This window comes from Geobacillus vulcani PSS1, from assembly GCF_000733845.1.
Lineage (GTDB): Bacteria > Bacillota > Bacilli > Bacillales > Anoxybacillaceae > Geobacillus > Geobacillus vulcani.
On the sequence record NZ_JPOI01000001.1, the window covers coordinates 27,575 to 53,650 of the forward strand.

General features: G+C 54.4%; 22 protein-coding genes. 4 read left to right on the top strand and 18 right to left on the bottom strand.

What is annotated here, in order from left to right:
* Positions 1-74: 74 nt before the first annotated feature.
* The 9 genes from N685_RS0100165 to N685_RS0100205 form a co-directional block, all read right to left on the bottom strand.
* Positions 75-1,694 (bottom strand): long-chain-fatty-acid--CoA ligase, encoded by a 1,620-nt coding sequence (locus tag N685_RS0100165; protein WP_031404768.1) that lies wholly within the window; start codon positions 1,692-1,694, stop codon positions 75-77.
* Between the two features lie 22 nt (positions 1,695-1,716).
* Positions 1,717-2,499: an SDR family oxidoreductase gene (locus N685_RS0100170; protein ID WP_031404770.1), complete on the bottom strand. Its 783-nt coding sequence runs from the start codon at positions 2,497-2,499 to the stop codon at positions 1,717-1,719.
* Positions 2,500-2,518: 19 nt separating this feature from the next.
* On the bottom strand, positions 2,519-3,730 hold the full coding sequence (locus N685_RS0100175; protein ID WP_031404772.1) for an acyl-CoA dehydrogenase: 1,212 nt from the start codon (positions 3,728-3,730) through the stop codon (positions 2,519-2,521).
* A 118-nt stretch (positions 3,731-3,848) separates the two neighbouring features.
* A complete protein-coding gene (locus N685_RS0100180; RefSeq protein ID WP_031404775.1) occupies positions 3,849-4,715 on the bottom strand; it encodes an NAD(P)-dependent oxidoreductase in 867 nt (288 codons plus the stop codon).
* A 26-nt stretch (positions 4,716-4,741) separates the two neighbouring features.
* The gene (locus tag N685_RS0100185; RefSeq protein WP_031404777.1) at positions 4,742-5,527 is read right to left on the bottom strand and encodes an SDR family oxidoreductase; all 786 of its coding nucleotides are present in this window, start codon (positions 5,525-5,527) and stop codon (positions 4,742-4,744) included.
* A 103-nt stretch (positions 5,528-5,630) separates the two neighbouring features.
* Positions 5,631-5,849 carry a hypothetical protein gene (locus N685_RS0100190; RefSeq protein ID WP_031404779.1) on the bottom strand — a complete coding sequence of 73 codons (219 nt, stop codon included), beginning with the start codon at positions 5,847-5,849 and terminating at the stop codon, positions 5,631-5,633.
* Positions 5,850-5,968: 119 nt separating this feature from the next.
* The gene (odhB, locus tag N685_RS0100195; RefSeq protein ID WP_031404780.1) at positions 5,969-7,228 is read right to left on the bottom strand and encodes a 2-oxoglutarate dehydrogenase complex dihydrolipoyllysine-residue succinyltransferase; all 1,260 of its coding nucleotides are present in this window, start codon (positions 7,226-7,228) and stop codon (positions 5,969-5,971) included.
* Positions 7,229-7,259: 31 nt separating this feature from the next.
* Positions 7,260-10,112, bottom strand: a complete 2,853-nt coding sequence (locus N685_RS0100200) for a 2-oxoglutarate dehydrogenase E1 component (protein WP_031404782.1) — start codon at positions 10,110-10,112, stop codon at positions 7,260-7,262.
* Between the two features lie 369 nt (positions 10,113-10,481).
* Positions 10,482-12,458: a methyl-accepting chemotaxis protein gene (locus N685_RS0100205; RefSeq protein ID WP_031404785.1), complete on the bottom strand. Its 1,977-nt coding sequence runs from the start codon at positions 12,456-12,458 to the stop codon at positions 10,482-10,484.
* A gap of 151 nt (positions 12,459-12,609) precedes the next feature.
* Between N685_RS0100205 and N685_RS0100210 the strand changes: the two genes are divergently transcribed.
* The 3 genes from N685_RS0100210 to yyaC all read left to right on the top strand — a co-directional run bounded on the left by N685_RS0100210 (position 12,610) and on the right by yyaC (position 14,385).
* A complete protein-coding gene (locus N685_RS0100210; protein ID WP_031404787.1) occupies positions 12,610-12,807 on the top strand; it encodes a YbxH family protein in 198 nt (65 codons plus the stop codon).
* Positions 12,808-13,074: 267 nt separating this feature from the next.
* Positions 13,075-13,743: a GNAT family N-acetyltransferase gene (locus N685_RS0100215; protein ID WP_031404789.1), complete on the top strand. Its 669-nt coding sequence runs from the start codon at positions 13,075-13,077 to the stop codon at positions 13,741-13,743.
* 90 nt (positions 13,744-13,833) lie between these two features.
* Positions 13,834-14,385: a spore protease YyaC gene (yyaC, locus tag N685_RS0100220; protein WP_031404791.1), complete on the top strand. Its 552-nt coding sequence runs from the start codon at positions 13,834-13,836 to the stop codon at positions 14,383-14,385.
* 45 nt (positions 14,386-14,430) lie between these two features.
* Here the strand turns inward: yyaC and ptsP are convergent, their stop codons facing one another.
* The 4 genes from ptsP to glcT form a co-directional block, all read right to left on the bottom strand.
* Entirely contained in the window at positions 14,431-16,152 is a 1,722-nt protein-coding gene (gene ptsP, locus N685_RS0100225) for a phosphoenolpyruvate--protein phosphotransferase (protein WP_031404793.1), read from the bottom strand.
* Entirely contained in the window at positions 16,152-16,418 is a 267-nt protein-coding gene (locus tag N685_RS0100230; RefSeq protein ID WP_011230496.1) for a phosphocarrier protein HPr, read from the bottom strand. The genes ptsP and N685_RS0100230 overlap by 1 nt, the downstream gene beginning before the upstream one ends.
* 105 nt (positions 16,419-16,523) lie before the next feature.
* Complete coding sequence (gene ptsG / locus N685_RS0100235) at positions 16,524-18,539, bottom strand: glucose-specific PTS transporter subunit IIBC (RefSeq protein WP_031404799.1); 2,016 nt, start codon at positions 18,537-18,539, stop codon at positions 16,524-16,526.
* Between the two features lie 231 nt (positions 18,540-18,770).
* Complete coding sequence (gene glcT / locus N685_RS0100240) at positions 18,771-19,628, bottom strand: glucose PTS transporter transcription antiterminator GlcT (protein ID WP_031404801.1); 858 nt, start codon at positions 19,626-19,628, stop codon at positions 18,771-18,773.
* 152 nt (positions 19,629-19,780) lie between these two features.
* Between glcT and N685_RS0100245 the strand changes: the two genes are divergently transcribed.
* A complete protein-coding gene (locus N685_RS0100245; RefSeq protein WP_031404803.1) occupies positions 19,781-20,602 on the top strand; it encodes an alpha/beta fold hydrolase in 822 nt (273 codons plus the stop codon).
* 413 nt (positions 20,603-21,015) lie between these two features.
* Here N685_RS0100245 and N685_RS0100255 read toward each other — a convergent pair whose 3' ends face one another.
* From N685_RS0100255 to N685_RS0100275, 5 genes are all read right to left on the bottom strand, one after another.
* Positions 21,016-22,185 carry a cation:proton antiporter gene (locus N685_RS0100255; RefSeq protein ID WP_084177452.1) on the bottom strand — a complete coding sequence of 390 codons (1,170 nt, stop codon included), beginning with the start codon at positions 22,183-22,185 and terminating at the stop codon, positions 21,016-21,018.
* A 301-nt stretch (positions 22,186-22,486) separates the two neighbouring features.
* Positions 22,487-23,779: an ATP-binding protein gene (locus N685_RS0100260; protein ID WP_031404807.1), complete on the bottom strand. Its 1,293-nt coding sequence runs from the start codon at positions 23,777-23,779 to the stop codon at positions 22,487-22,489.
* Between the two features lie 55 nt (positions 23,780-23,834).
* Positions 23,835-24,080 (bottom strand): YueH family protein, encoded by a 246-nt coding sequence (locus tag N685_RS0100265; protein WP_031404809.1) that lies wholly within the window; start codon positions 24,078-24,080, stop codon positions 23,835-23,837.
* A 65-nt stretch (positions 24,081-24,145) separates the two neighbouring features.
* Positions 24,146-24,895 (bottom strand): SDR family NAD(P)-dependent oxidoreductase, encoded by a 750-nt coding sequence (locus N685_RS0100270; RefSeq protein WP_031404811.1) that lies wholly within the window; start codon positions 24,893-24,895, stop codon positions 24,146-24,148.
* A gap of 329 nt (positions 24,896-25,224) precedes the next feature.
* The gene (locus tag N685_RS0100275) at positions 25,225-25,899 is read right to left on the bottom strand and encodes a hypothetical protein (protein WP_031404813.1); all 675 of its coding nucleotides are present in this window, start codon (positions 25,897-25,899) and stop codon (positions 25,225-25,227) included.
* Between the last annotated feature and the right edge of the window lie 177 nt (positions 25,900-26,076).

Here is a 26,076-nt window from a genome sequence, read left to right on the forward strand (position 1 = left end):
AAAATATAGTCGCTGCCAGCTATTGTACCATAAAACGGCCAAGCCCGCTTTGGGACTTGGCCGAAAGCCCTCTGTTATTGCGGGCGGGACGCCTCTTCGCGCAAGGCGCGGCGCAAAATTTTCCCAACGTTCGTTTTCGGCAGCTCCGCGCGAAACTCGACGATGCGCGGCACTTTGTACGCTGCTAAGTTTTTCCGGCAATGGGCGATGATCTCTTCCTCGCTTGCCTGCATCCCCTCTTTTACGACGATGATCGCCTTCACCGTTTCGCCGCGGTACGGATCAGGCACCCCAACCGCCGCCGCCTCTTTCACCGCTGGGTGTTCATACAGCACTTCCTCGATTTCGCGCGGATAAATGTTGTACCCTCCCGCGATGATCAAATCTTTTTTCCGGTCAACGATCGTCACATACCCTTCCTCATCGATCGAAGCCAAATCCCCGGTGTACAGCCAACCGTCACGCAGCGTCACCGCGGTTTCCTCCGGCATGTTCCAATAGCCTTTCATCACTTGCGGCCCGCGGATAATGAGCTCGCCGACTTCGCCCGGCGGCAGTTCGCGCGTGCCGGTCGCCACATCGACGACTTTGTACTCAGTGAGCGGCATGCCGATGCCGACCGTCCCCGGCTTGCGCGCCGCAAACGGCGGGTTGCAGTGCGTCACCGGCGAGGCTTCAGACAACCCGTATCCCTCAAGCACAACCGCGCCCGTTTTTGCCTCAAAATCGCGCATGAGCTCCAGCGGCATCGGCGCGCTGCCGCTGTTGCACGTCTTGATGCTGCTGATGCCGTACTGCTCAACCCCGGGGGTGTTCGTGATGGCGACGTACATCGTCGGCACGCCGGGAAACACGGTCGGCTGCTTGTCGCGGATCGTCTCGAGCACTTCTTTCAGCTCGAAGCGCGGCAGCAAAATGTTTTCCGCCCCTTGGTAAATCGCCAAGTTCATGCCGGACGTCATCGCGAATACGTGGAACAACGGAATGACGGTTAAATACCGCTCTTTTCCAAACTCAAACGTCCCTTTGAAAAATTCGGCGCACTGCAAGACGTTGGCAAAAATGTTGCGGTGGGTGAGCATCACCCCTTTCGAGCGCCCTGTCGTTCCGCCTGTGTATTGCAGCACAGCGACGTCATGCGCCGGCTCGATCGGCACCGGGCGCACTTGTCCATCCCCTTGGGCCAAAAACTGTTCAAACGTCACATCGCCTTCAGCGAGCGGGACAGAAGCCGGCGCCCCGAACTGGACAGTGACCGCCCGCTTGACCGCCGTCGCTTCTCTCACGGCAGCCAGACGCGGATAAAGCGGCTCGTAAATGACGATCATCTCCGCCCCCGAATCATTCAGCAAGTAGGAAAGCTCGCGCTCAACGAGCATCGGGTTGACTTGGGTGACGATGGCGCCCGCCTGCAAAATGCCGTAGTAGGCGATGACGTATTGCGGGCAGTTTGGCAGCATGATCGCGACCCGATCCCCTTTTTGCACCCCGAGCGCTTGCAGGCTGGAAGCGAAGCGGTTGACCGCCGCGGCGAGCTCAGCGTAAGTGATCGTTTGGCTGTAAAACGTCAGCGCCGGCTGAGCGCCAAATTCCGCCGCCCGTTCATGGAGCACCTCGCACACCGTTTTGTTCGGAATATCAATATGAAACGACACATGTTCCGGGTAAAGAGACAACGCCCGTTTTTCGCTCATTTTTTTCCCCCTTCCATTTTGATTACATTCCAGCGGCATGGCTGCCGCCATCAACGACAAGAAGCGCGCCGGTGACAAACGCGGAGGCCGGAGAGGCCAAGAACAGGACCGCGCCTTTTAAGTCATCGTCGCCGCCGAAACGGCCGAGCGGCGTATGCTCGAGCACTTTTTGTCCAACATGCTGAAGGACGACTTGTGACATTTTCGTTGGAAAAAAGCCTGGCGCTACCGCGTTGACGCGAATGCCGTGTTTTCCCCATTTGGCGGCCAAGTCTTTCGTGAACGTAATGACCGCCCCTTTGCTCGTGTTGTAGCCGATCGTATTCAAAATGTCCGGATGCGTGCCGCCAAGGCCGGCGACCGACGCGATATTGACAATGGCGCCGCCTATTTGTTTGGCGATCATCACCTTGCCGACCGCCTGACTCATCAAAAACGTGCCGGTGACGTTGACGTTGAGCACCTTTTGCCATGCCTCAAGCGGCATTTCCTCGACCGGCGCCCCCCACGTCGCCCCGCTGTTGTTGACTAAAATGTCGATGCCGCCGAACTCGTTGACGGTCGTTTCGACGACCTGTTTGACGTCCTCCGGATTCGTCACATCGCACCGCAATGCGAGCGAACGGACGCCGAGCTGTTCCAGCTTTTCTTTTACTTGCTCGCACGCCTCAACCTTGCGCGAGCAGACGACGACGTTCGCTCCTGCTTCAGCGAGGCCGATGGCGATTTGCTCACCGAGCCCGCGCCCGCCGCCCGTCACGATGGCGGTTTTTCCTTCGATTTTGAATAAATCCAGCACATGCATAAGCTCCTCTTCCTCTCCCTTATGGTTGGTATTGCCGCAATTCAAGCTTCGCCACTTGCTCTTTATGCACTTCGTCCGGCCCGTCAGCCAAACGAAGCGTGCGCGAGTTCGCCCACATGGCGGCAAGCGGAAAATCGTTGCTCACCCCGGCGGCGCCAAACGCCTGAATGGCGCGGTCGATGACGTTGAGGGCAACGTTGGGCGCGACCACTTTGATCATCGCAATTTCTTTGCGCGCCGCTTTGTTGCCGACCGTATCCATCATGTACGCCGCCTTGAGCGTCAGCAAGCGCGCCTGCTCGATCTCGATGCGCGACTGGGCGATCCACTCGCGGATGACGCCGTGTTCAGCGAGCGGTTTGCCGAACGCTACCCGCGACTGCACGCGGCGGCACATGAGTTCAAGCGCCCGCTCCGCCGCCCCAATCAAGCGCATGCAATGGTGGATCCGCCCCGGGCCAAGCCGGCCTTGGGCGATGGCGAACCCTTTTCCTTCTCCCCAAATGATGTTTTCCTTCGGCACGCGCACATGGTCATACGTAATCTCCGCATGTCCGTGCGGCGCATGGTCAAAGCCGAACACCGGCAGCATCCGCTCGATTTTCACGCCCGGCGTATCAAGCGGAACGATGATCATCGACTGCTGTTCATGTTTTGGCGCATCGGGGTTCGTCTTTCCCATGACGATGGCGACTTTGCAGCGCGGGTCGCCGGCCCCGGATGACCACCATTTCCGTCCGGTGATGACATACTCATCGCCGTCGCGAACGATCGAAGCGCGAATGTTCGTCGCATCGCTCGACGCCACATCCGGTTCCGTCATCGAAAAGCACGAGCGGATTTCTCCGTTCAAGAGCGGGATGAGCCACTTTTTCTTTTGCTCCTCTGTGCCGTAGCGGACGAGCACTTCCATGTTGCCGGTATCGGGCGCATTGCAGTTGAACACTTCCGGGGCGATGAGCGAACGGCCCATTATTTCGCAAAGCGGCGCGTACTCGACATTCGTTAATCCCGCGCCGTATTCGCTGTCTGGCAAAAACAAATTCCAAAGCCCTTCTTTTTTCGCCTTTTCCTTCAATTCTTCGATGATCGGCGGCACGCCGGCCCATCTCGACTCTTGGGCGTTCAGCTGCTCCTCATACACCTTCTCGTTCGGATAAATGTACTCTTCCATGAAAGCGCTTAATTTTTTGATCAACTCTTTCACTTTTGGCGAATAGGAAAAGTCCATCTGCTCCCCTCCCTTTTATACTAACCGGTTGGTATGTCTTTCTACTTTTACTATACCTCTAAGAGAAGAAATATTCAATATTTTTAGAAATAGAAAACAGGGCGAACAACCGCCCCGCTTATGCCTGAACATACCGCTTGTATAACGCTTGCGTGCCGCTGTTTTCCTCACCGGCTTGCGCCAACTCTTCGTACAGTTGTTTCGCCAGCGAAAGCCCCGGCAGCGGCAAATTCATCCGCTCCGCTTCGTCGAGCGCAATGTTCATATCTTTGAGGAAATGCTTAATATAAAATCCGGGCGCAAAATCGCCGGCAAGCATGCGCGGCGCCAAGTTGCTCAGCGACCAGCTGCCGGCCGCCCCTTTGGCGATGCTTTCAAGCACTTTGAATGGATCAAGACCAGCCCGCTTCGCATACGCCATCGCCTCGCACACCCCGATCATATTCGTCGCGATGGCAATTTGGTTGCACATTTTCGTATGCTGGCCGGCTCCAGCTCCTCCTTGCCGCACGATGTTCGTGCCAAGCCGTTCGAGAATCGGCTTGCACGCCAAAAAGACGTCCTCATCACCGCCGACCATAATCGTCAACGTTCCTTCGCGCGCGCCGATGTCGCCGCCGGACACCGGGGCGTCCAACGCATAAATGCCTTTTTGCTTGGCCGCCTCGTAAATCGATTGCGCGAGCGTTGGCGTTGACGTCGTCATATCGATGACGTATGTTCCCGGCCGTGCGTTTTCCAAAATGCCGCCCTCGCCAAAATACACTTGCTCGACATCGTGCGGATAGCCGACCATCGTCATGACGACATCCGCCTCCCGCGCCAAATCAGCAACCGTTTCCTTCCAAACTGCTCCCTCTTGAAGCAAGTCTTCCGCCTTTTCTTTCGTGCGCGTGTAAGCCAGAAGTGGATAGCCTGCCTTCAGCAAGTGGCGCGCCATGCTTTTCCCCATGACGCCAAGGCCGATGAATCCGATCGTTTTCACCCGGTCTCCCCTCCTGTCGGTTGGCCTTAAATCGCCTTCACCATGCCGCCATCGACAATGAGCGCTTGACCAGTAACGTACGAATTCGCTTCGGACAACAAGAAGACGACGACATTGGCAAACTCTTCCGGGGTTCCGTAGCGGCCGAGCGGAATGGCGCTTTTCATGCGCGCTTCCATTTCTTCTTTCGTAATGCCTAGTTTCTCGGCATTCACTTTGTCCAAAAAGGCGACGCGCTCCGTCGCGATCCGACCAGGAGCCACCGTATTGATTAAAATGCCATCCGGAGCGAGCTCCACAGCAAGCGTTTTGGTCAGTCCAACGATGCCAGTGCGGAACGTGTTGGATAAAATCAGTCCCGGAATCGGCTCTTTAATCGATGATGAGGCGATGTTGACAATTTTTCCTCCCTTTTTCTTTAAGTAAGGGAGCGCTTCGCGAATGAGGCGAATATAGCTCAATAAATTGAGCTCGAACGCATGTTGCCAGTCTTCGTCGCTCACTGTTTCAAACGTTCCCGCCGGAGGGCCGCCAGCGTTGTTGACGAGCAAATCGATCGTTCCAAACGTCTCCACTGTTTTGGCGACCAGCTGGCGAATGTCGTCGGCGTTGGTGACATCTGTGCGCGTATAAGCGACGCGCCCCTTATGTAAACCGTTCAGCTCCTCAGCAACCTGCTGCAGTTTTTCTTCGCTTCGGCTCGTGATCATCACGTTCGCCCCTTCGAGCACAAGCGCCCGGGCGATCGCCTTGCCGAGCCCTTGGCTTGAGGCGGCGACCAACGCCGTTTTTCCCGCCAATCCAAGTTCCATACGAATCCCTCCAACAAAAGAAATCATGTTAAATACTTTTATTCGCCTTCATTCGCCATTTTCCTTCTTTCGGCGAGCGAAAAAAAGTGATCCGCCTGGCGAATCACTTCTGTTCAAAAAACGACTGAAATCGTTTCATCTCATCCTCAATGTTCAGACAGTCGACGTGGAACGGATTCGGATTGGCTGCCTGCATCGGGTCAGCGTCCGTCCGCACCCCAATCGCCTCGGCGCCGTCAGCGGTCGCATCGTTGATGGCGCTTTCGCGGGCGCCGTCACGGTAAAACATGTGCGGGTGATCGTTTCGTCCACGCTCTGGCATCGAATCTCCTCCTTTTTTCCAGTAGTTTTCCGTAAGACAAGGAAAATCATTCACCAGCTTGCCATGGCCGGCGAAAAAGAAGGAGCCCGCACATCGCAGGCTCCTCTTTTCCTTCCTAATCAGCTTTCCAGCAGCAAGTCTTCCGGATTTTCGATCAAATCTTTCACCGTTTTTAAGAACCCTACGGCCTCTTTGCCGTCGATGATGCGGTGATCGTACGACAAAGCAACGTACATCATCGGCCGGTTTTCAATCCGCTCTTCATCGATGGCGACCGGGCGCAACTTGATGGCGTGCATGCCTAAAATGCCGACTTGCGGCCCGTTGAGAAGAGGGGTCGACAGAAGCGAGCCGAACACACCGCCGTTCGTGATCGTAAACGTGCCGCCTTGCAAATCGGCGAGCGACAGTTTGTTGCTCCGCGCTTTTGCGGCCAATTCGGCAATGTCGCGCTCAATTTCGGCGAAGCTTTTCCGGTCGCAGTCGCGCACAACCGGAACGACAAGCCCTTCGTCCGTCGACACGGCAACGCCGATATCATAATACTTTTTCAACAAAATTTCATCGCCTTGAATTTCCGCGTTGACGTACGGATATTTTTTCAGCGCGGCGACAGCCGCTTTGACGAAAAACGACATAAAGCCAAGGCGAACGTCATGCTCTTCGAAAAATTTATCTTTTTTCCGCTTGCGCAAATCGATGACCGCGGACATATCAATTTCGTTGAACGTCGTCAACATCGCGGTCGTTTGCGTCACTTCCAGCAACCGTTTAGCAATCGTTTGCCGGCGGCGCGACATTTTTTCGCGAATGACCGGCTTGCCGGCCTCAGCGGCTGGAACGGCGGCCGGCGTCGACGCCGGGGCGGCCTGCGAAGCCGGCTGGGGTGCGGCGGCCGTTTGGGCGGCAAATGAAGCGACATCTTGTTTGCGCACGCGCCCGAGCGGATCGGCGGTCGGCACTTGGGTCAAATCAATGCCTTTTTCGCGCGCCATTTTTCGAGCGGCCGGCGAAGCAATCGGGCGTTGCCCGGAAACTTGGACCGCGGCAACTGGCTGCGGCGCCGTCTCTTCACCTTGGTTGACCGGCGCAGCCGGTTTTGGTTCATCGGCCGGCTGCGGAGCAACCGAAGGAGCGGCCGCCGCTCCTTCGCCGATGATGGCGATCGCTTGGCCAACCGCGACCGTATCGCCCTCATTGGCCAGCAGCTGTTGCAAAACGCCCGACTCTTCCGCCATAATTTCCACGTTCACTTTATCCGTTTCAAGCTCGCAAATCGATTCTCCTTTTTCCACATAGTCGCCCGGTTTTTTCAGCCATTGGGCGATCGTTCCCTCCGTGATGGATTCTGCTAATTCTGGGACTTTGATCTCAGCCACGTTGATGCCCTCCTCAAATGTTCCGTAGTCGTCACTCATGCTTCGTCAATGCGCAACGAATGATGCGTTCCTGCTCTTTCCGGTGAACGACCGGATCGCCTTCCGCCGGGCTCGCCCGCCGGCGCCGCCCGATATAGCTGACATCGACGCCGTCGGGGGCCAAGGCCCGCAGGCGCGGTTCCATGTACGTCCAAGCGCCCATATTTTTCGGTTCTTCTTGCACCCAGACGATCTCTTTGACGTTCGGATAGCGGGCGATGATGTCTCTCACCGCTTCCTCTGGGAACGGGTACAGCTCTTCGATGCGCACGAGATGCAGCCAGTCGAGCCCTTCCATTTTGCCGATTTGTTCCGCCAAATCGATCATCAATTTGCCGGTGCCAAACACGATGCGTTCTACTTTGCCGGCGTCAGCGCCCAATCCCGGCTGTTCGAGCACCGGCGAGAACGCGCCGTCAACGAGCGCCTCCGCATCCGATGCGGCAAGTGGATGACGGAGCAGGCTTTTTGGCGTCATGATGATGAGCGGGCGCACCTCTTCTCGTTTCAGTAAAGCCGCTTGCCGCCGCAAAATGTGGAAATATTGCGCCGCTGTCGATAAGTTCGCGACTGTCCAGTTGTTTTCCGCCGCCAGTTGCAAAAACCGCTCGACGCGGCCGCTTGAATGTTCAGGCCCTTGCCCTTCGTAGCCGTGCGGCAAGAGCATGACAAGCCCGGATTTTTGCCCCCATTTCGCTCGGCCAGATGAAATGAATTGATCAAACATCACTTGCGCCATGTTGGCGAAGTCGCCAAATTGCGCTTCCCAAAGCACGAGCGTCTCCGGCGCGTAAACGTTGTAGCCGTATTCATAGCCAAGCACGGCGGCTTCCGTCAGCGGGCTGTTGTACACAACAAACGACGCTTTGGCCCCACTGATGTGGTGAAGCGGCACATACTCTTCTCCGGTTTTCACGTCATGGAGCACCAAATGGCGTTGCGCAAACGTGCCGCGCTGCGAATCTTGTCCGGTCAAGCGGATCGGCACGCCGTCTTGCAAAATCGTGGCGAACGCTAAAATTTCCGCATGCGCCCAATCGACTTTGCCGTTTTGCGCAAACACGCCGCTTCGCCGTTTTAAAATGCGCTCAAGCTTGGTAAAGACATTGAATCCGTCCGGAAACTGCAGCAATTCTTCGTTCACACGATGGAGCACATCTTTTGCCACGCCCGTTTTCACTTCCGGCAGCCGATCGACGACCGGTTTGGGCGGATCCATGATGAAATCAAGCTCGTCTTCGTTTTTCGGCACCCTCTCGTAAGCGATTTTCAGCCGTTCAGCCACCTCCTGCTCCATTTCCTCGACGTCCCGCTCGGTGATGATCCCTTTTTCCATCAATTTTTGCGCATACAGCTGGCGCACGGTCGGATGTTGGTTGATGATCGCGTACATCGTCGGGTTCGTCGCCATCGGTTCATCCATTTCATTATGGCCGAAACGGCGGTAGCCGATTAGATCAATGACAAAGTCTTTTTTAAACCGCTGGCGGTAGGCAAAGGCCAAACACGCCGCCGCCAGACAAGCTTCCGGATCATCGGCGTTGACATGCACGATCGGCACCTCAAACCCTTTCGCCATATCGGAAGCGTACGTCGTCGAGCGCGAATCGTAGCTTTCCGTCGTAAAGCCGATCATGTTGTTGGCGATGATATGGATCGTGCCACCGGTCGTATAGCCGCGCAGCTGGCTTAAGTTGAGCGTTTCCGCGACGATCCCTTGTCCCGGGAACGCTGCGTCGCCGTGAATCAAGATGGCAAACGACGCATCGGTATTTTGCGCCGGCATACCCGGTTTCGTCCGATCTTCTTGCGCGGCGCGCGTGTAGCCAAGCACAACCGGGTTGACCACTTCGAGATGGCTTGGGTTGTTCGCGAGTGTAATCCGCATCGTATGCGCGCTCTTATTGCGCAAGCGGCGCGCCGCCCCCAAGTGATATTTCACGTCCCCTGTCCACCCATACGTGATCGCCACTGACCCTTCGGACGGAATAAAGTTTTTGCTTTCCGCGTGCTGAAACTCGGCGAAAATCATTTCGTACGGCTTGCCGAGCACGTGAGCCAGCACGTTCAACCGGCCGCGGTGCGCCATGCCGATGTTGACGGCGTCGATTTCATGTTCGATCGCCTGGCGGACGAGTTCATCCAAAAGCGGCACCATGGCATCAAGCCCTTCGATCGAAAACCGCTTTTGCCCGACGTACGTCCGGTGGATGAATTTTTCAAACCCTTCCACTTCCGTCAGGCGACGCAGCAATGCAACCCGCTCTTTGTTCGCCAAGCTCGGGTAATACGCTCCAGACTCGATTTGCTGAATGAGCCAGTTCCTCTCTTCGAGATTATGTACTTGCGAGAATTCGAACGCGATTTTGTCCGTGTAAATTTTGCGCAAATGCAGGATGGCATCCCAGCCGTTTTTGACATGAGCCGGAGCGTGGGGACAAAGAAACGCGACCGGAATACGCTTTAAATCCTCTTCCGTTAAATCGTATTCGTCAAGCTCCAAGCGGCGCAGCTTTTCCTTCGTTTTGACAAGCGGGTTTGTATCGGCAGCGAGATGACCGTAATGGCGAATGCTGTCCGCCAGCTTGACGGCAGCGACAAGTTTGCTGAAAATCGTCGGCGTCTCCGGCAACCGGAACGTTTGATGCGTTTTGGCTGCCTCGTCATCCGCAGGAGAAACCGGTTCTTCCAAGACCGGCGCCCCCCACTGTTCAAACAGTTGCTTCAGTTCCGGGTCGATGCTGTTAGGGTCATCGAGGTATTGTTCATACATTTCGATGACATAACCGAGGTTCGGCCCGTAAAACTGGCTCCACGGTTGAGCGTAGTTCGTCTGTTTTGCCATCGTGAAAAAACCTCCACCTCGTTTTCGCAACGCTCGGGATCGGCAACAGCTATGCGTGAAACTCCTCATGTAGCTGCCACTATTCCCGAACGCGCAGCAAAATAACGGTATAAACGTTTTCACTGTTTATTTTAGCACTATCGCCCACTAAAATCGATGAAGAAGCTGAAAAAATTTCACTCATTCTCATTGTATGAATAGAAAAAAAAGATCGTGACCTTTCTGCGATGGAACATCCATGATTTTCAGCAAACGCTGACCGGCCTTCATCCCCCCCACTTACGCGCCAATCGCGTGGAAGTGGGAGGCTTCTCGGCGGGAGATGATAAAAAAGACGTCCTGCGCTGCCGCCAGGACGCCTTCTGTTTTTTACGAAATCTTGAACTTCTCCACCAATTGTTTCAGCTGCCGGCTCATTTCGCTCAACGTCTCCGCCGACTCCGTCACCGTCGAAAGCGCCTGCAGTTGATCATCGGCCGAAGCGGCCACTTCCTCCGCCGCTGCCGCTGCTTGTTGGGCGATGGCAGCGATGTTTTGCATCGCTCCGACGACATCGTCTTTGCTCGCGTTCATCCGCTTTGCTTCCTCCATAATCTCAGCAAGCGCAGCGGCCACTTGCTCCATCATGCCAGTGATTTTGACAAATGAATCGCCGGTTGTGTGCACTGCTTCCCGTTGTTCGTCGTACGCCTGCTTGGAGCGGCCGACCGCCTCCATCACCAACCCGGCTTGCTGCTGGATGGCAGCGATCGTCGCCCGGATCATCTCCGTTGCTTTCGCGGATTGTTCGGCCAGCTTGCGCACCTCATCGGCGACAACGGCAAACCCTTTGCCGTGCTCGCCAGCCCGAGCCGCCTCGATGCTGGCATTTAACGCCAGCAAATTCGTCTGTCCGGAAATAGCCGTGATCGTTTGAATGACGCCGTCAATTTCATCCATCTTTTTCACAAGGTCGTTAATGACATTTTCTACAGACTCGAGTTCATTTTTCGCTTCCTCTGATTTTTTCTGCAAGATGTTTAAATGCTCTAAGCCGTCATAGCTGGCGCTTTTCGTCTCATTGGAAAGCGACTCCATGCCAGCCGTCGCATTCGTGACCGCTTCGATTTGCTGCGACAGCGCCGTCGTCCGCTCATTGATCGTATCGAGGCTTCCCGCTTGATCGGTCGTTCCTTTGGCGATTTCGCCGATCGCTTTCGCCACTTGTTCGCTTGTGGCCATCGTTTCTTCCGAGACAGCACTCAAATGGTCAGCGGAAGCGGCCAATTCATTGACCGAGCGGTTCACTTCGCTGATCAGCATTCGCATATGGTCGATCATGTCATTGAAGTGGCGGGCGAGGCGGCCGATCTCATCTTTGGCAGTGACACGCGCTTGCACCGTCAAGTCGCCGCCCGCCGCCTTTTCGACTTGCTCTTGCAGCGCGGCAATCGGCCTTGTGATCGAACGCGCCAAGAAATAGACGGCAACAAGCGCTACAACGAGCGCAATGACGGTAATGACAAGCATGTTCTTCCCAATGGAACGGCTCATGGCGGCTAAGTCTGCTTCTTTATAGACGGCGCCGACCTTCCAGCCGAGCTCTGGAATGGTAGTGAAATACATGACCCGTTGTTCCCCGTCTAGTTCATATTCCCGCATCCCTTTTTTATGCTCGAGCATATAGCGGACCGTCGCATTTTTCGCCATATTTTTTCCTTTGTATTGCGGATGGACGACCGCCGTCCCTTTCGCATCAAACAGCACGGGGTATCCGTGATAGCCGACGTCGCTCGCATTGACAATTCTCGTCACGGTATCGAGCGTCATGTCGATGCCAATGACCGCAACAATGCGGCCGTTTTCACTCACCGCCTTGGCCAACGTTACAACGTTCTTGCCGGTAATGGCATCGACGTACGGTTCGGTCCACACGACTTCATCCGGGCGTTTCATTGCTTCTTTATACCACGGTCGGCTCGTCGGATCGTATCCGTCTGGGAGCTCTGTCATCGGCGTGATGTACATTTTCTTCTGCTCGGTGCCAATATAGATAAATTGCACATTCTCATGCAGGCGCAAAAACGTACGAAACTGCTTTTCCATCTGCGGCCACGCTTTTTCATCGCTCACCATCTGCAAGGCGGACGGCGATTCACTAAACTGCACTAAGCTGTTTTCCTCGCTCTGAAAGCTGTCGCGAATATCGCCAAGCAATCCGTCAAGCGCCGTCTGCGCTCGATGTTTCACATCAGCGTCAACAAGCCGTTGCGTTTGCCAAACAACGATGAGCTGCGTCGCCGCCAACGAGATGATCAATAATAAGGCCATCAAGACGATCAATTTGCTGCGCAACGTTCGAAACACTCGCTATTTCTCCCCTCTGTTTCCTCTTTTTTGTCGAACTATGTTTCATTATAAAAGGACAATCGTCCTCCGTCTATAGGATTAGCTTCTTAATTCATACATAGAGGGCCACCGTGTGCGGGACAATAAACTAGAGGCAGGTGAAAGGATGATGGGGGCCATCGAACACGAAGGATATCGCTTTGAGATCGAATACAGCGTTCTGTTGCAAAAAGGGGCGCTGCACGTCTACCGTGACGGTGAATGGATCGAGGAAATCGTCTTTCCGTTTCACGGCCAAAAGCCAGACGAACAGCAGATCGAAGCATTGATCAGCGAATACGTTAAACAACACGGCCACAGCCGCTAACAGCGGCTGTTTTCTTTTCTGCAAACCCCCGTCGGCAAGCGGTGATTTTCATCCCTGAGTGAAGGTCAGATCGCGCTGCCCATGGAACTTTTCTGCAAAAATCCCGCTGGCAAGCGGTCATGTTCATCCCGTGGTGGAGAGCAGTTCGTGCTAACTTTTCCGCACCCCATCGGCAAACGGTCGGTTTCCTCTTGGATGGACCTTTTCTTGGCGTTTTTTCTAGGTTTCGGTTATGATGAAGGTAAAACGAACGAAAGGGGGATCGGCGTGTACAAGAAACGGCTATACGTCTTTGACGGCGACACGCCGCGGCAAGCCGTCATCCGCAACTATATGAAAAGCGATTTTTCCGCCCTCATCCGCGTGCAGCAAGAAAGCTTTCCGCCTCCGTTTCCGTCCGAACTATGGTGGAACGAGGCGCAGCTTGAAAACCATGTCACCTTGTTTCCCGAAGGAGCGCTATGCGTCGAAGTCGATGGGCGCATCGTCGGATCCATGACCGGGCTCATCGTCGACTTTGACCCGAACCATGCCGACCATACATGGAAAGAAATAACCGACGGCGGTTATATTCGCAACCATCGCCCGGACGGCAACACGCTGTATGTCGTTGACATTTGCGTCTCGCCGCCGTACCGGAAACTCGGCCTCGGCAAGTGGCTCATGCAGTCGATGTATGAAGTGGTCGTTCATCTCGGTCTCGACCGGCTGCTCGGCGGCGGACGGATGCCCGGTTATCACCGCTATGCGAACGAACTGTCCCCGGAAGAGTACATTCGCAAAGTGACGGCCGGTGAATTAAAAGACCCGGTCATTACGTTTTTGCTTCGCTGCGGGCGCACACCGCTTGCGATTGTCCGCAACTATTTAGAAGACGAAGAATCGCTCAACCATGCTGTGTTAATGGAGTGGCGCAATCCGTTTAAGCAAACATAGGGAAAAATTTTCAATCCTGAAAAGAAAGGAATCGCCGGCAGCGGTCGCGAATAAGAAAGCGAGAACAGAGACGGAAAGGACTCGTAAGCGATGAGACCGATTCCCTACAGCGATCCACTCGCCCCTTTGCTGATTCGCAATGAACTGTTTTCCTTGCTGCCGGCGCACATCGGCCATCTGACCGTTGTTTGCATCGGCAGCAACCGCATTAACGGCGACAGTTTAGGCCCGTTTGTCGGCACGTTGCTTGAAAACGCCTATCCCGATCATTTGACGGTGATCGGCACGCTTAAGCGTCCGGTCGACGCCACGAACATTGAGCGTGTACATCAACAGTTGCTCAAAAATCCGAATTCCTATGTGCTGGCCGTTGACAGCATCGTCGGCCCGCGACCGTTTGTCCATACGATCGCCATTCGCCCCGGCGCGCTCGCCCCCGGCACCGGACTTGGCCATTCCCTTCCATCGATCGGCGATCTCAGCATCATGGGCGTTATGATGGAAGACACGGCTGATATCACTGCACTTCCGTACACGAATTTGCACGTTGTCTACCAAATGGCGAAAGCGATCGCGTTAGGCCTTTCGCTCACCGTTCGCCAGCGATATGGCTATGCACCGTCTGCCCCCCTGTTGGCGTAAACGAAGACAAAAAAAGAAGCGCGACGAATGCCGCCACGCTTTCGCTCAAGCAAGGAAGAAGGTTTGTTTGACAAAGGCTACAACCTCTTCGGCGGTGCCGAGCGACAACACCGTCTCTTTGATGCGGGCCGCCTCTTCTTTCGCCAGCTGTTTCAACTGGGCGCGCGCCGGCAAAATCGAGGTGGCGCTCATGCTGAACTCATCCAGGCCAAGGGCAAGCAAAATCGGAATGGCGATCGGGTCGCCGGCCATTTCTCCGCACATCCCGACCCATTTTCCTTCGCGATGGGCAGCGTCGATGACGTGGCTGATGAGCCGCAAAATTGCTGGATTGTACGGTTGATATAAATACGAAACGCGCTCATTCATCCGGTCGGCCGCCATCGTATATTGGATTAAATCGTTTGTGCCAATGCTGAAAAAGTCCACTTCTTTCGCAAACTGATCAGCCATGACGGCGGCAGCCGGAATTTCCACCATCATGCCGACTTCAATCCCATCGGCGACCGGGACGCCTTGGCGGAGAAGCGCTTCTTTTTCTTCGAGCAAAATCGCTTTCGCTTGGCGGAATTCATCGAGCGTCGCAATCATCGGGAACATGATTTTCAAATTGCCGTGCACGCTCGCCCGAAGCAAGGCGCGCAACTGTGTGCGGAACATGTCTTGCATTTCCAGGCAAAGGCGAATGGCTCGAAACCCTAAAAACGGGTTCATCTCTTTCGGCAAATGCAGATACGGAAGCTCCTTGTCGCCGCCAATGTCAAGCGTTCGGACGACAACCGGCTTGCCGTTCATCTGTTCAAGCACCGTTTTGTAGGCCGCAAACTGTTCATCTTCCGTCGGCAGCTCCGAGCGTCCCATGTATAAAAACTCCGTCCGATACAATCCGATCCCTTCCGCCCCGTTGGCTAACGCTCCTTTCACGTCGTCCGGCGTGCCGATGTTGGCCGCCAGCTCGACGTGGACGCCGTCGGCCGTCACCGTCGGCTCATGGACGAGTTTCGCCCATTCCGCTTTTTGCTCCTCATAGCGAGCCCGCTTCTCTTCATAACGCGCAAGCAACTCCGGCGACGGATTGACGACGACTTGACCGTCAAGCCCATCGACGATGACAATGTCGCCGTTTTGCACTTCCGCCGTAATCGCCTTCGTGCCGACGACAGCCGGGATCTCGAGCGAGCGGGCCATAATGGCCGAGTGCGATGTTCGTCCGCCGATGTCGGTGGCAAATCCTTTCACATATTGACGGTTCAGCTGCGCCGTATCGGATGGCGTCAAATCTTCAGCGATAATGACGACTTCCTCAGAAATGAGGCTCGGGTTCGAGATCGTGACACCGAGCAGATGGGCGAGGACGCGCTTCGTTACATCGCGGATATCGGCGGCCCGCTCTTTCATATACTCATTGTCCATGCCTTCAAACATGGAAATGAAAAACGATGCCGTTTCATGGAGCGCATATTCCGCATTCACTTGTTCCGTTTTGATTTTTTCCTTAATGGGATTCAGCAGTTCTGGGTCGTCAAGCACAAGCAAATGAGCGGCAAAAATCGCGGCTTTGTCTTCGCCTAGCTTTTCTAAGGCATGCTGTTTGATGGCTTCCAACTCTTCTTTTGCTTTGGCGACCGCCGCCTCAAGCCGCGCAATTTCCGCCTCGACGTCGGCGACCGTTCGTTTTTCGGCCGCCAAATGAGGCGTTTCCAAGCGGTATGCCTTGGCGATGGCGATGCCGCTTGAAGCGGCGATGCCATGAATCGTCTTTTCCATTATTCTGCAAGGCCTTCCTTTGCCAACGTATCGGTTAACGCCGCCATTGCTTCTGCCGCATCGGCCCCTTCTGCCGTGATTTTGATCGTTGCCCCTTTCGGAATGCCTAACGACATGACGCCCATGATTGATTTCAAGTTCACCGTTTTGCCGTTGTACTCAAGCTGGATTTCGCTGTTGAATTTGCTCGCCGTTTGCACCAAAATCGTCGCCGGACGAGCGTGGATGCCGGAATCTGAAACAACTTTGAACGTTTTTTCTGCCATCGTTCATCAATCCCCTTTTCTACAATTTTTCTTTGCCATCATATCAAATACAGGTGCGGAGAGGCAACGGAAAATGCTTGGCCCCTCTCCGCCGCCAAAAACGATTTATTGGATCGCCACGACGTCTTCGCCGCGGACGACTTCGCCTTGTTTGTTGATGCGCACCGTTTCGCCAGCTTGGAGATTCGTGAAAATCACCGGCGTGACGATCGATGGCGCGTTCTGTTTTACATAATCAAGGTCGACGCGCAAAATCGGTTGCCCTTTTTTCACTTCATCGCCTTCCTTGACAAGCGCTTCAAACCCTTGGCCGTTCAGCTTCACCGTGTCGATGCCGACATGGATCAAAATTTCATGCCCGCCCGCCGACTGAATGCCAATGGCGTGCTTCGTCGGAAATACATTGATGATTTTGCCATCAACCGGTGAAGCGACCGTGCCGTCCGTCGGCATGACCGCGAAGCCGTCGCCCATCATTTTTTGCGAAAACACTTGGTCCGGCACTTCAGCAAGCGGAACCATTTCTCCGGACATCGGCGAAGCGATCGTTTCGGACTTCGCAGCTTCCGGGGCCGCTGTTTTCGGCTTCTCTTCCGCCCTTGCCGGCGCTTTTCCTTGCATGATGTCTTGAATTTGCCCTTTTAACATATCTGATTTCGGGCCGAAAATGGCTTGCACGTTGTTGCCGACTTCAAGCACCCCGGCAGCGCCGAGCGCTTTCAACCGGTCTTTATCGACCCGGCCGATATCATGGACCGAAACGCGCAAACGCGTAATGCACGCGTCCAAATGTTCGATGTTTTCCTTTCCGCCAAGGGCGGCGAGCACTTCGTACGGCAGATCGCCAGCGGCGGCTGCCTCGGCTTTCGGTGCTTCCTCGACCGTTTTTTCCCGGCCCGGCGTCGCCAAATCCCATTTGCGGATCGCAAAGCGGAATCCGAAATAATAAATCACGGCAAACGCCAAGCCGACCGGAATGACGAGCCACCATGCCGTCCGGTTTGGCAGAACGCCAAACAGCAAGAAGTCAATGACCCCGCCGGAGAAGGTCATCCCGATTTTGACCTTTAACAGGTGCATGATCATAAACGACAAGCCGGCAAAGACGCAGTGAATGGCAAACAGCGCCGGGGCGACAAACAAGAACGAAAATTCGATCGGCTCGGTAATCCCGGTCAAAAATGATGTCAACGCGGCTGATCCCATGATGCCGGCAACGACTTTTTTGTTTTCCGGCCGCGCTTCATGGTAGATCGCGAGCGCCGCTGCCGGGAGACCGAACATCATAAACGGGAACTTCCCGGTCATGAACGTGCCGGCCGTCAATTTGACCCCGTCTTTTAGTTGCTCGAAAAAGATTTTTTGATCGCCATGGACCACTTGCCCGGCTTTATTGACGTACTCACCAAACTCAAACCAAAACGGTGCATAGAAAATATGATGCAACCCAAACGGAATGAGCGCCCGTTCGATGACGCCGAAAATGAACGCGGCCAACGTTTTGTTCGCATCAATCATATTGTGCGAGAACGCATTTAACCCGTGCTGAATCGGCGGCCAAACGAATGTCATGATAATGCCAAGCACGACTGCGGACGCCGCCGTCACGATCGGCACGAACCGCTTGCCGGCGAAAAAGCCAAGATATTGCGGCAGTTCGATATTGAAATATTTGTTGTACATGTATGCGGCCAAAATCCCGACGATAATCCCGCCAAAGACACCGGTTTGCAGCGTCGGGATGCCGAGAATGTTGGCGTACGACGGATCGGCGCCGATCATATCGGAAGTCACGCCTAAGATCACGCTCATCGTCACATTCATAATCAAGTAGCCGATGATCGCCGCCAAGCCCGCGACCCCGTCCCCGCCGGCAAGGCCGATCGCCACACCAACCGCAAACAAGAGCGACAAGTTGGAGAAGACGATGCCGCCTGCTTGCTCCATAACGTTGGAAATGAGCACGATCCAGTCGGCTTTGAGCGCCGGAATTTTGTCAGTAAGCGCCGGGTTTTTCAAGGCGTTGCCAAGTGCCAACAAAATCCCGGCCGCCGGCAAGATCGCCACCGGCAGCATGAGCGCTTTCCCGACCTTTTGCAACGTGCCAAACGCTCGTTTCATCTTCATAACCTCCTTTAGTTTCCTTTTCTTAAGTTTTGCAGCAAACAGCCGATTCATGTACCGAAAATGGAGCGGGCGCTTCGAGGAAGCTGGCGCAATAAAAAAGGCATGACTAAAGAGAGGCAAAAAGAACGCTTACAACAGCGCCTAAATGGATTCGCAGCTGTTGCCGCCTTGTTTGCCCTCTTTACTCATGCCTGATCGAGTCAGTAACACGTAAAGCGAGACAACCTATGCAGTTGTATTGTTCTTTTTCTCCGCCAACCGTTGCAAATGCAACGTCAAATAGACCGCCTCGGCATCGTCCGCCGGCAGATGAAGCGTTTGCTGCATGACTTTGACCAACTTCCATGCTAGATTATAGCATAATGGATACGCTTCCTTCAAGATTTTCGACAAATTTTTTGGTTCTTCGACTTTTTCACCTTTTTTCATCCGCTCAATCGCATAGCGCAAGTGACGGACAAACCGCAAATAATGAATGCTCTCGCGATCGATTTCCACGCCAAGCTGCTGCTCGACAATTTTCACGAGATCAGCGATGAGCTGGGAATAACGATTGGCTTCCGACACGCTTTGTTTGGAAATCGCGCTATGAATATGAAGGGCGATAAAGCCTGCCTCCCCTTCAGGCAGCACAATCCCAAGCCTTTGTTCAATCATACGAGCCACTTCGCTGGCAATTTCATATTCCAACGGATACAAGCTTTTCGTCTCCGCCAAAAACGGATTTTTGACATCAAGCCCCTGTTCGAGCCGCTTTAATGTAAAAGCGATATGGTCAGTCAGCGCCACATGGATGTGCTCGTCGAGCGGCGCGCCCACGCGTTGCTGAATATATTGAACCACCTCGCTCATGAGAGCGATGAATTCTTCGCTCAATTCCGGAAGCAGCTTTTTATATTGCTCTTGTTCGCGTTCATTTTTCAGGACAAAACATTTTTCCACAGCGCTCTTGGCAATCTCATCCCCCCGTTTTTTGCCGAAACCGATTCCTTTGCCGAGCAAAACGACTTCGCCATATGCCGGATGGGAAGCGATTAACACGTTGTTGTTGAGCGTTTTTTCGACGCGAAATGGCTGTTCCATCAAGCTCCCTCCTTTCCGTACCCATCGTCTGCCGTTGACCTATGCAGACTAAATTATAAACCGGACGGGCCATCGCTCTCAATGACGTTTTTTTGGATGGGGCGCCGCTCTTCTCGACATACTAATAAGAGGGCTGGGAGGGAGGAAAGAATATGCCATACGTATCGATCAACCGACGAGTCCGCCTTTACTACGAGGAAAAAGGAGAAGGAACACCGCTTTTGTTCATCCATCCCCCAGGAATGGGGCATGCCGTTTTTTGCCGCCAAGAACCGCTCGCCCGCCATTTCCGCCTTATTTTGTATGATATGCGTGGAAACGGGCGAAGCAGTTCGTCAGATGGGCCGATCACCGTACCGCTGCTTGCTGACGATATTTCCGTATTGCTCCGCGCCCTCGGCGTTCGGCGAGCCATCATTTGCGGCTACTCAAACGGCGGATCCATTGCGCTCGACTTCGCGCTCCGCTATCCCGAGCATGTCGAACAGCTCGTTTTGATCGGCGGGTTTCCGGAAGTGTGCACCCCGCTTTTGCTCAGCGAGTTTTTGCTCGGCATCTCCGCCGCAAAACTTGGGGCCATCCCGCTGCTTGCGTCGGCTCTTGCTTGGGGGCACAAAACGAACTGGCGTGAATGGCAACTGTTGCGGCGGTACGCGCGGCTGACCAATAAACGGGATTTAAGCGCCATGTACCAGGCTGGGCTTGTTTATGGATGCACAAAACAACTGTCTTCCCTCCGCTTGCCCGTGCTCCTTATTTATGGAGCACGCGATCGCTACATCCAGCCATATATCGCTATGTTCCAACGTTATGTGCCACATGCAGATATCGTGTTCATTGACCGGGCCCGCCATCAAATTCCGACCAAACATAGCAGCGAACTAAACAGCATTTTGCGGGCATACGGCAAGCGGAGCGAAACTGGCCGAAAGGAGGGGATCGCATGTCGAACAAAGGGAGACAAAACAAGGTGAGCCAAGAAGTAGCCAACCCGACCGTCTCCAAGGCGGAGGCAGAAATGGCCAAAGACAGCGTGGATACGGCGAAACAAGCGAAAAAAAATCGCTCGTAACAACAGCAAAGGGCTGCCTCACGAGGCAAGCCCCTTTTCTTCGTTCCCGTATTGGCCTTTTGTTGCCGCCCATCTCCCTTATCGAAGCCATCGGCTGTCGGATTGAACGCCCTCCCGCCTACGCGTACGCTTAGAGGTGGGAGATTCTTGAGAACACCTGCCCCATGGCGGGTGCATGTACGCTCACGCGTGGAAGTGGGGTCTTCTCTTTCCCAGATGATAACGATCACACAAATCGGCCTTCACGGCGCCACCTCCGCCTAACGGCCAATAACAAGTTAGACAGTTTCCCGCGGTGCAGCGCCGAGCTGTTGGTTATATAGTCTGGCGCACCGGGTGAAGACGGCCGAAAATCATCTTCAACAGCGGCGGAGTCACGACGGTCGTCACTAATACGACGATGATCATGACCGCAAACATGTCCGTATCAAGCAGGCCGGCTTCCAAGCCGATGCCGGCGATGATGAGCGCCACCTCGCCGCGCGACACCATGCCAGCCCCGACCGCCAGCGAGCTTCCCCACGAAAATCCGGCCCATTTTGCCCCCAGCGCGGCACCGACAAGCTTTGTCAAAATCGCGAGCGCACTCCAGCCGACAATGAGCGGCCAATGTTCGACGATGCCGGAAAAGTCGGCCGCAACCCCGATGGAGGTAAAAAAGACAGGGACAAACAAAGAATAGGCGATCGTTTCCACTTTCTCAAATACTTCTTCCCGATAGTCCGTAAAACTGGCGCCAAGCCCGGCCATATAGGCGCCGATGATCGCCGCCACTCCCGTCACTTCAGCGAAGTAAGCAAATGTAAAGCAAATGATCAAGCCAGCCGACACAACCGTTTCCGTCACACGCAGCGGGGCAAACCACTTTAATACGAGCGGGATGGCTTTCCAGGCAAGCAAAATGGCAACAGCAAAGAAGATGACTTTTTTCAGCACAACCGCTCCAAGGTCAACGTCGCCGCCGGTCAGGCTTAATAAAAACGCCAAAGCAATGACAACCAACACGTCGTCGATGACCGCCGCGCCAAGAATGGCCGACCCTTCCTTCGACTGCAGACGCCCCATCTCCTTGAGCGCCTGCACGGAAATGCTGACGCTCGTTGCCGATAGCAAGAGGCCGACGAACAAGGCTGCCCCGATCTCCATACCGAGCGCTGTTCCAGCCGCATACCCGGCGAGCAGTGGAACGAGAATGCCGAGCACTCCGACCGCCACAGCGGCTTTTCCGGTGCGCCGAAACTGATCCATATCCGTCTCCAGGCCGGCGATAAACATGAGCAAAATAACGCCGATTTGACTTAACTCCTGCAAAAGATCCGTATCCTCGATCACACCGAGCACGCTCGGGCCAAGCACAATGCCGATGAGCAGCTTGCCGAGCACGGCGGGCTGACCAAGGCGCACAGCGGCATCACCGGCAAGTTTGGCGGCGAACAAAATGACTGCCAGTTGGGCGATGAACACACCATCACATCCTTTTTTCATTCTCCCTCCCCAGACTACGTTTATCATGTGCAATAGGTTTCATTTTTAACGGATTTCCGAAAGAAGTCTCCCACTTCCAGCAAAGCGAAGCAGGAATCGTTCCCTGCACGATCGGCAGCTTCGACCCTAAACAACTGAAAGAGCAATTTTACGAACCAAAACGCGCTGTGCACCGACAAGGCCTATGGTGATCCGCAAAGCGTCGGCCTCTGCCCACCATGCAACTCGGCTGCCTATCAGCCATTGATTGAGCCGTTGGCCCCAAAAACAGACATCCTTGCTCTGGCGGGGACGCCTGTTGTTATGACAGCGCATTTTGCCGTCCGTTTGCGGCTTTGACGCCACCGGACGGAAACGTCAAATGAACTGTCGTTCCCTTCCCGACTTCGCTTTCGATCCACATCGTTCCTTTATGTTCTTGAACGATTTTCATGCTTGTCGTCAGTCCGAGCCCCATTCCTTTTTCTTTCAAGGTGAAAAACGGTTCACCGATTTTCTGCAGCCGTTCTTTCGAAATGCCGACGCCGGTGTCGGCAACATCGACATAGATCTTCCCGTCTGCTTCAGCAACGTGGACGGATAAACAGCCGCCATCAGGCATCGCTTCGATGGCATTTTTCATAACGTTCAACAACACTTGAACAATTTGGTTTTGATCGCCGTACACGCAAGCTTTCGGAGCGGTGTTATGAACGGAAATGGAAACGTTGTTCAACGTCGCCTCATGGCCAATCAAGCTGATGACATACGAAATGGCCTCGCTCAACAAAAACAGCCGATAATCGTGGCTTTGCGGCTTGGCGAGCACCAGCAGCTCGCTGACAATTTGGTTGATGCGGCCGAGTTCACTTAACATAATGCGTATATAATGATCATTCACTTCGCGCGTTTCTTGCATCATCTGAATAAATCCTTTCATGGAGGTGAGCGGATTGCGGATTTCATGGGCAATGCCGGCGGCCAGCTCGCCAAGGACGGAGAGCTTTTCTTTTTTCAAGAGCAACTCCTCGGCAAGCTTTTGCTGGGTAATGTCGCGGCCGATGGTCAACAATCCTTTGCGCGCTCCGTTTTCGTCAAAAAGCGGCACTTTAATGACGTCAAACGTCTTCACTTCCCCATCCGGCGTCGCAAACGACTCCTCGCGGCGCGTCACCGTTCCGCTCTCCCACGCCTCGCGGTCTGATGCAATGCACTGTGCAAACGCTTCTTTAAAAAACGGCACAAGCTCGCCAAGCTCGCGGTCCGTCTTCCCGATATAATCGATCTGTTCGAGGCGGTACAGCCGGCGGCCAAAATCGTTGACGCGCAGCCATCGCCCCTCGCTGTCTTTAAAGCAAACGAAATCTGGCATCGAATTGATGAGCGTAAGCAGCTGCTGTTCATTTTCCTCGGTCTTTTCCAGCTGCTCGCGCTTTTTTAACAGCTGGTACAAAAAAATGGCCGAGAGCAAAATAAACACGGCCCCTTTGGCGGCGCCAAGCGCCATATATACATTGCGGCTGATCGACATCATATTGAGCAGGGTGTCGGTGGCGGCAATCCATAAAATGCTGCCTATGATATATACTGCGATTACTTTTGCTTTGTTGACCACGATGTCATCGAACCCCTAACATGCATAGTCGCGGCGGCCGCGGCCGTCCGCCAGGCTACATTTCCCGCGCCCAGCCGAGCAGACGCGCGGCCAAAAGAGCGGCGCGCTCATGGTCAAGCCGCTTTTTTAGCGATGCCTCAAGCCGCTCAGCCACCGCCTCCGCCTCTTCCTCATAGGCGAACGAAAATGACCACTCAAGCGCCGGAATGGCGATCGCGATATATTCCTCTTTTCGATTTTCGTAAATGTAGACGTTAGCCGGAGCTTGTCCGTCCATCACCGGCGTTTTGCGGATTTTCATTTTTCCGTCCCACCTTTTCCGTTGAAACCGTCTCCGTTTTGTTTATTTTAACAAACACCCACTCCCTACTCAATATAAATCATTTTCCTTGTCATTCCCCCGTCGATGACCAAATTTGCTCCGGTGATAAAATCGTTTTCCTCATCGCATAAATACAGACAAGCGCGGGCGATATCGTCCGGTTTGCCCACGCGGCCGGCTGGGTGCTGCCGGTGATCAATGTCTCGCAGTTGTCCGTAATCGCCCGTTTCAATCCAACCGGGGCTGATGCAATTGACACGAATGCGATCATCCGCAAAGGACAACGCCAACGCATGAGTCAAAGCGACAAGGCCGCCTTTTGATGCAGCGTACGCCTCGGAATTCGGCTCAGACATGAGCGCCCTTGTCGAGGCAATGTTGATGATTGCTCCGCCTTTTGCATTGCGGCGCATATATTTCGCCGCTTCACGGGAGGCAAAAAAAGCGCTGCGCAAATTCGTTGACAGCACGTCATCCCACTCCTCAACCGTCAGCTCATACGGCGACTTCCAGCGTGAGACGCCGGCATTGTTGATCAAATAGTCAATGCGGCCGAAGCGGCCGGCAGCTTCTTGTACAAACCGCTCAATATCGCCCACCTTCCGCACATCAGCCGCCACAAAAATGGCCTTGAACCCGTCCGATTGCAATTGCGCGGCGAACGCTTCACCGTTTTGGACATCGCGGTCGATGATCACGACGTTCGCTCCCCGTTTTGCAAATGCTCTAGCAATCGCCTTGCCGATCCCGTTCGCCCCACCCGTGACAATGGCTGTTTTCTGTTCCATACTCATGTACAATCCCTTCCCCCTTCCTTTTTCCATTCAACCTGATAGATTTGTTTTCTAGACTTTCGTTCCCAAGAGAAACTCTGTTCCTTATTATACCATCAGTGTCAGTGAAAAAACATGTCCGCGGCAAAAAGGAGACGGCCGCGAACGCCAACGTTCCAGCCGTCTGACCCGCAAAGGGCTTGAAACCGTTCCAAATTTGGAAAAGACCGCAGTGGAACAAGAAGCGCCTCACTTCCACAGCGCCGGATCGTGGGCTAGTCTTTGACACATAGACCATTGTCGTTTTTTTCCATAGAAAAGACCGCCATTCGGCGGTCTTTTTTGGCATCTTACCGATAGGGGCCATACGAGGTTGGAAAGCCAGACGCATATGGGATTCCTCCGCCATAATATGGAGGCAGCGGCGCAACAGGATAGCCATAGCCATACGGCATCATCGGAGAATACGGCTGCGGCGCCATCGGCGGATAGTACAGCGGCGCATACGGAAGTGCGCCGGGAACGAAACCATGTGCGGCGCCATCGGCCATTCCAGGCAACGTGCCAGGAACGGCAACGGGAGCCGTGCTGCCAGCCGGAGGAACATTTTCTGCGTACGGAGCCGTCATGCTATACGGAATAGCGGTGTCATCATGCGTCATCGGCGGCGTGTTTTCTTTCCCACCCATCGGCCAAACGGAAGCATGGGCCATATTCGGCACGGCTCCTAACCCGATCGGCGGCGTCGGCGGCATCATATCGGAGCTGTCCGGGCTGCCAAATCCGTCCGGACTGTCGGGACTTTCGAGGTGAGCCGGACTGACAAGCGGCGCCGGCGGCGCAACCGGTGGACACCAATAGCCATAAGGCGCTGCAGGCGGATAATACGCCATCGGCATCGCTCCGGTCGGCATCACTCCAGCTGGCAGCGGAGCCATCGGTGGCACGTTATTGTCCACTGCCCCAGCTTCATAACTCAAATTGCTTTGAAGCGGATCATTCATATACGGATCCCAATGATTCATTGGTCCTCTCCCTTTCTCGCTGATGTTCTCGGGGCGCGTACCCACCCATATTGTATGTCGAAACAAGCAAAGGGTGTTTGCCCGGCTAAAATATAGGTATTTAACCTAATATATCGATGCAACAAAAACGTTTAACATATCCTTTGGCTTGAAAGATCGAACAATCACTCGCTTCAC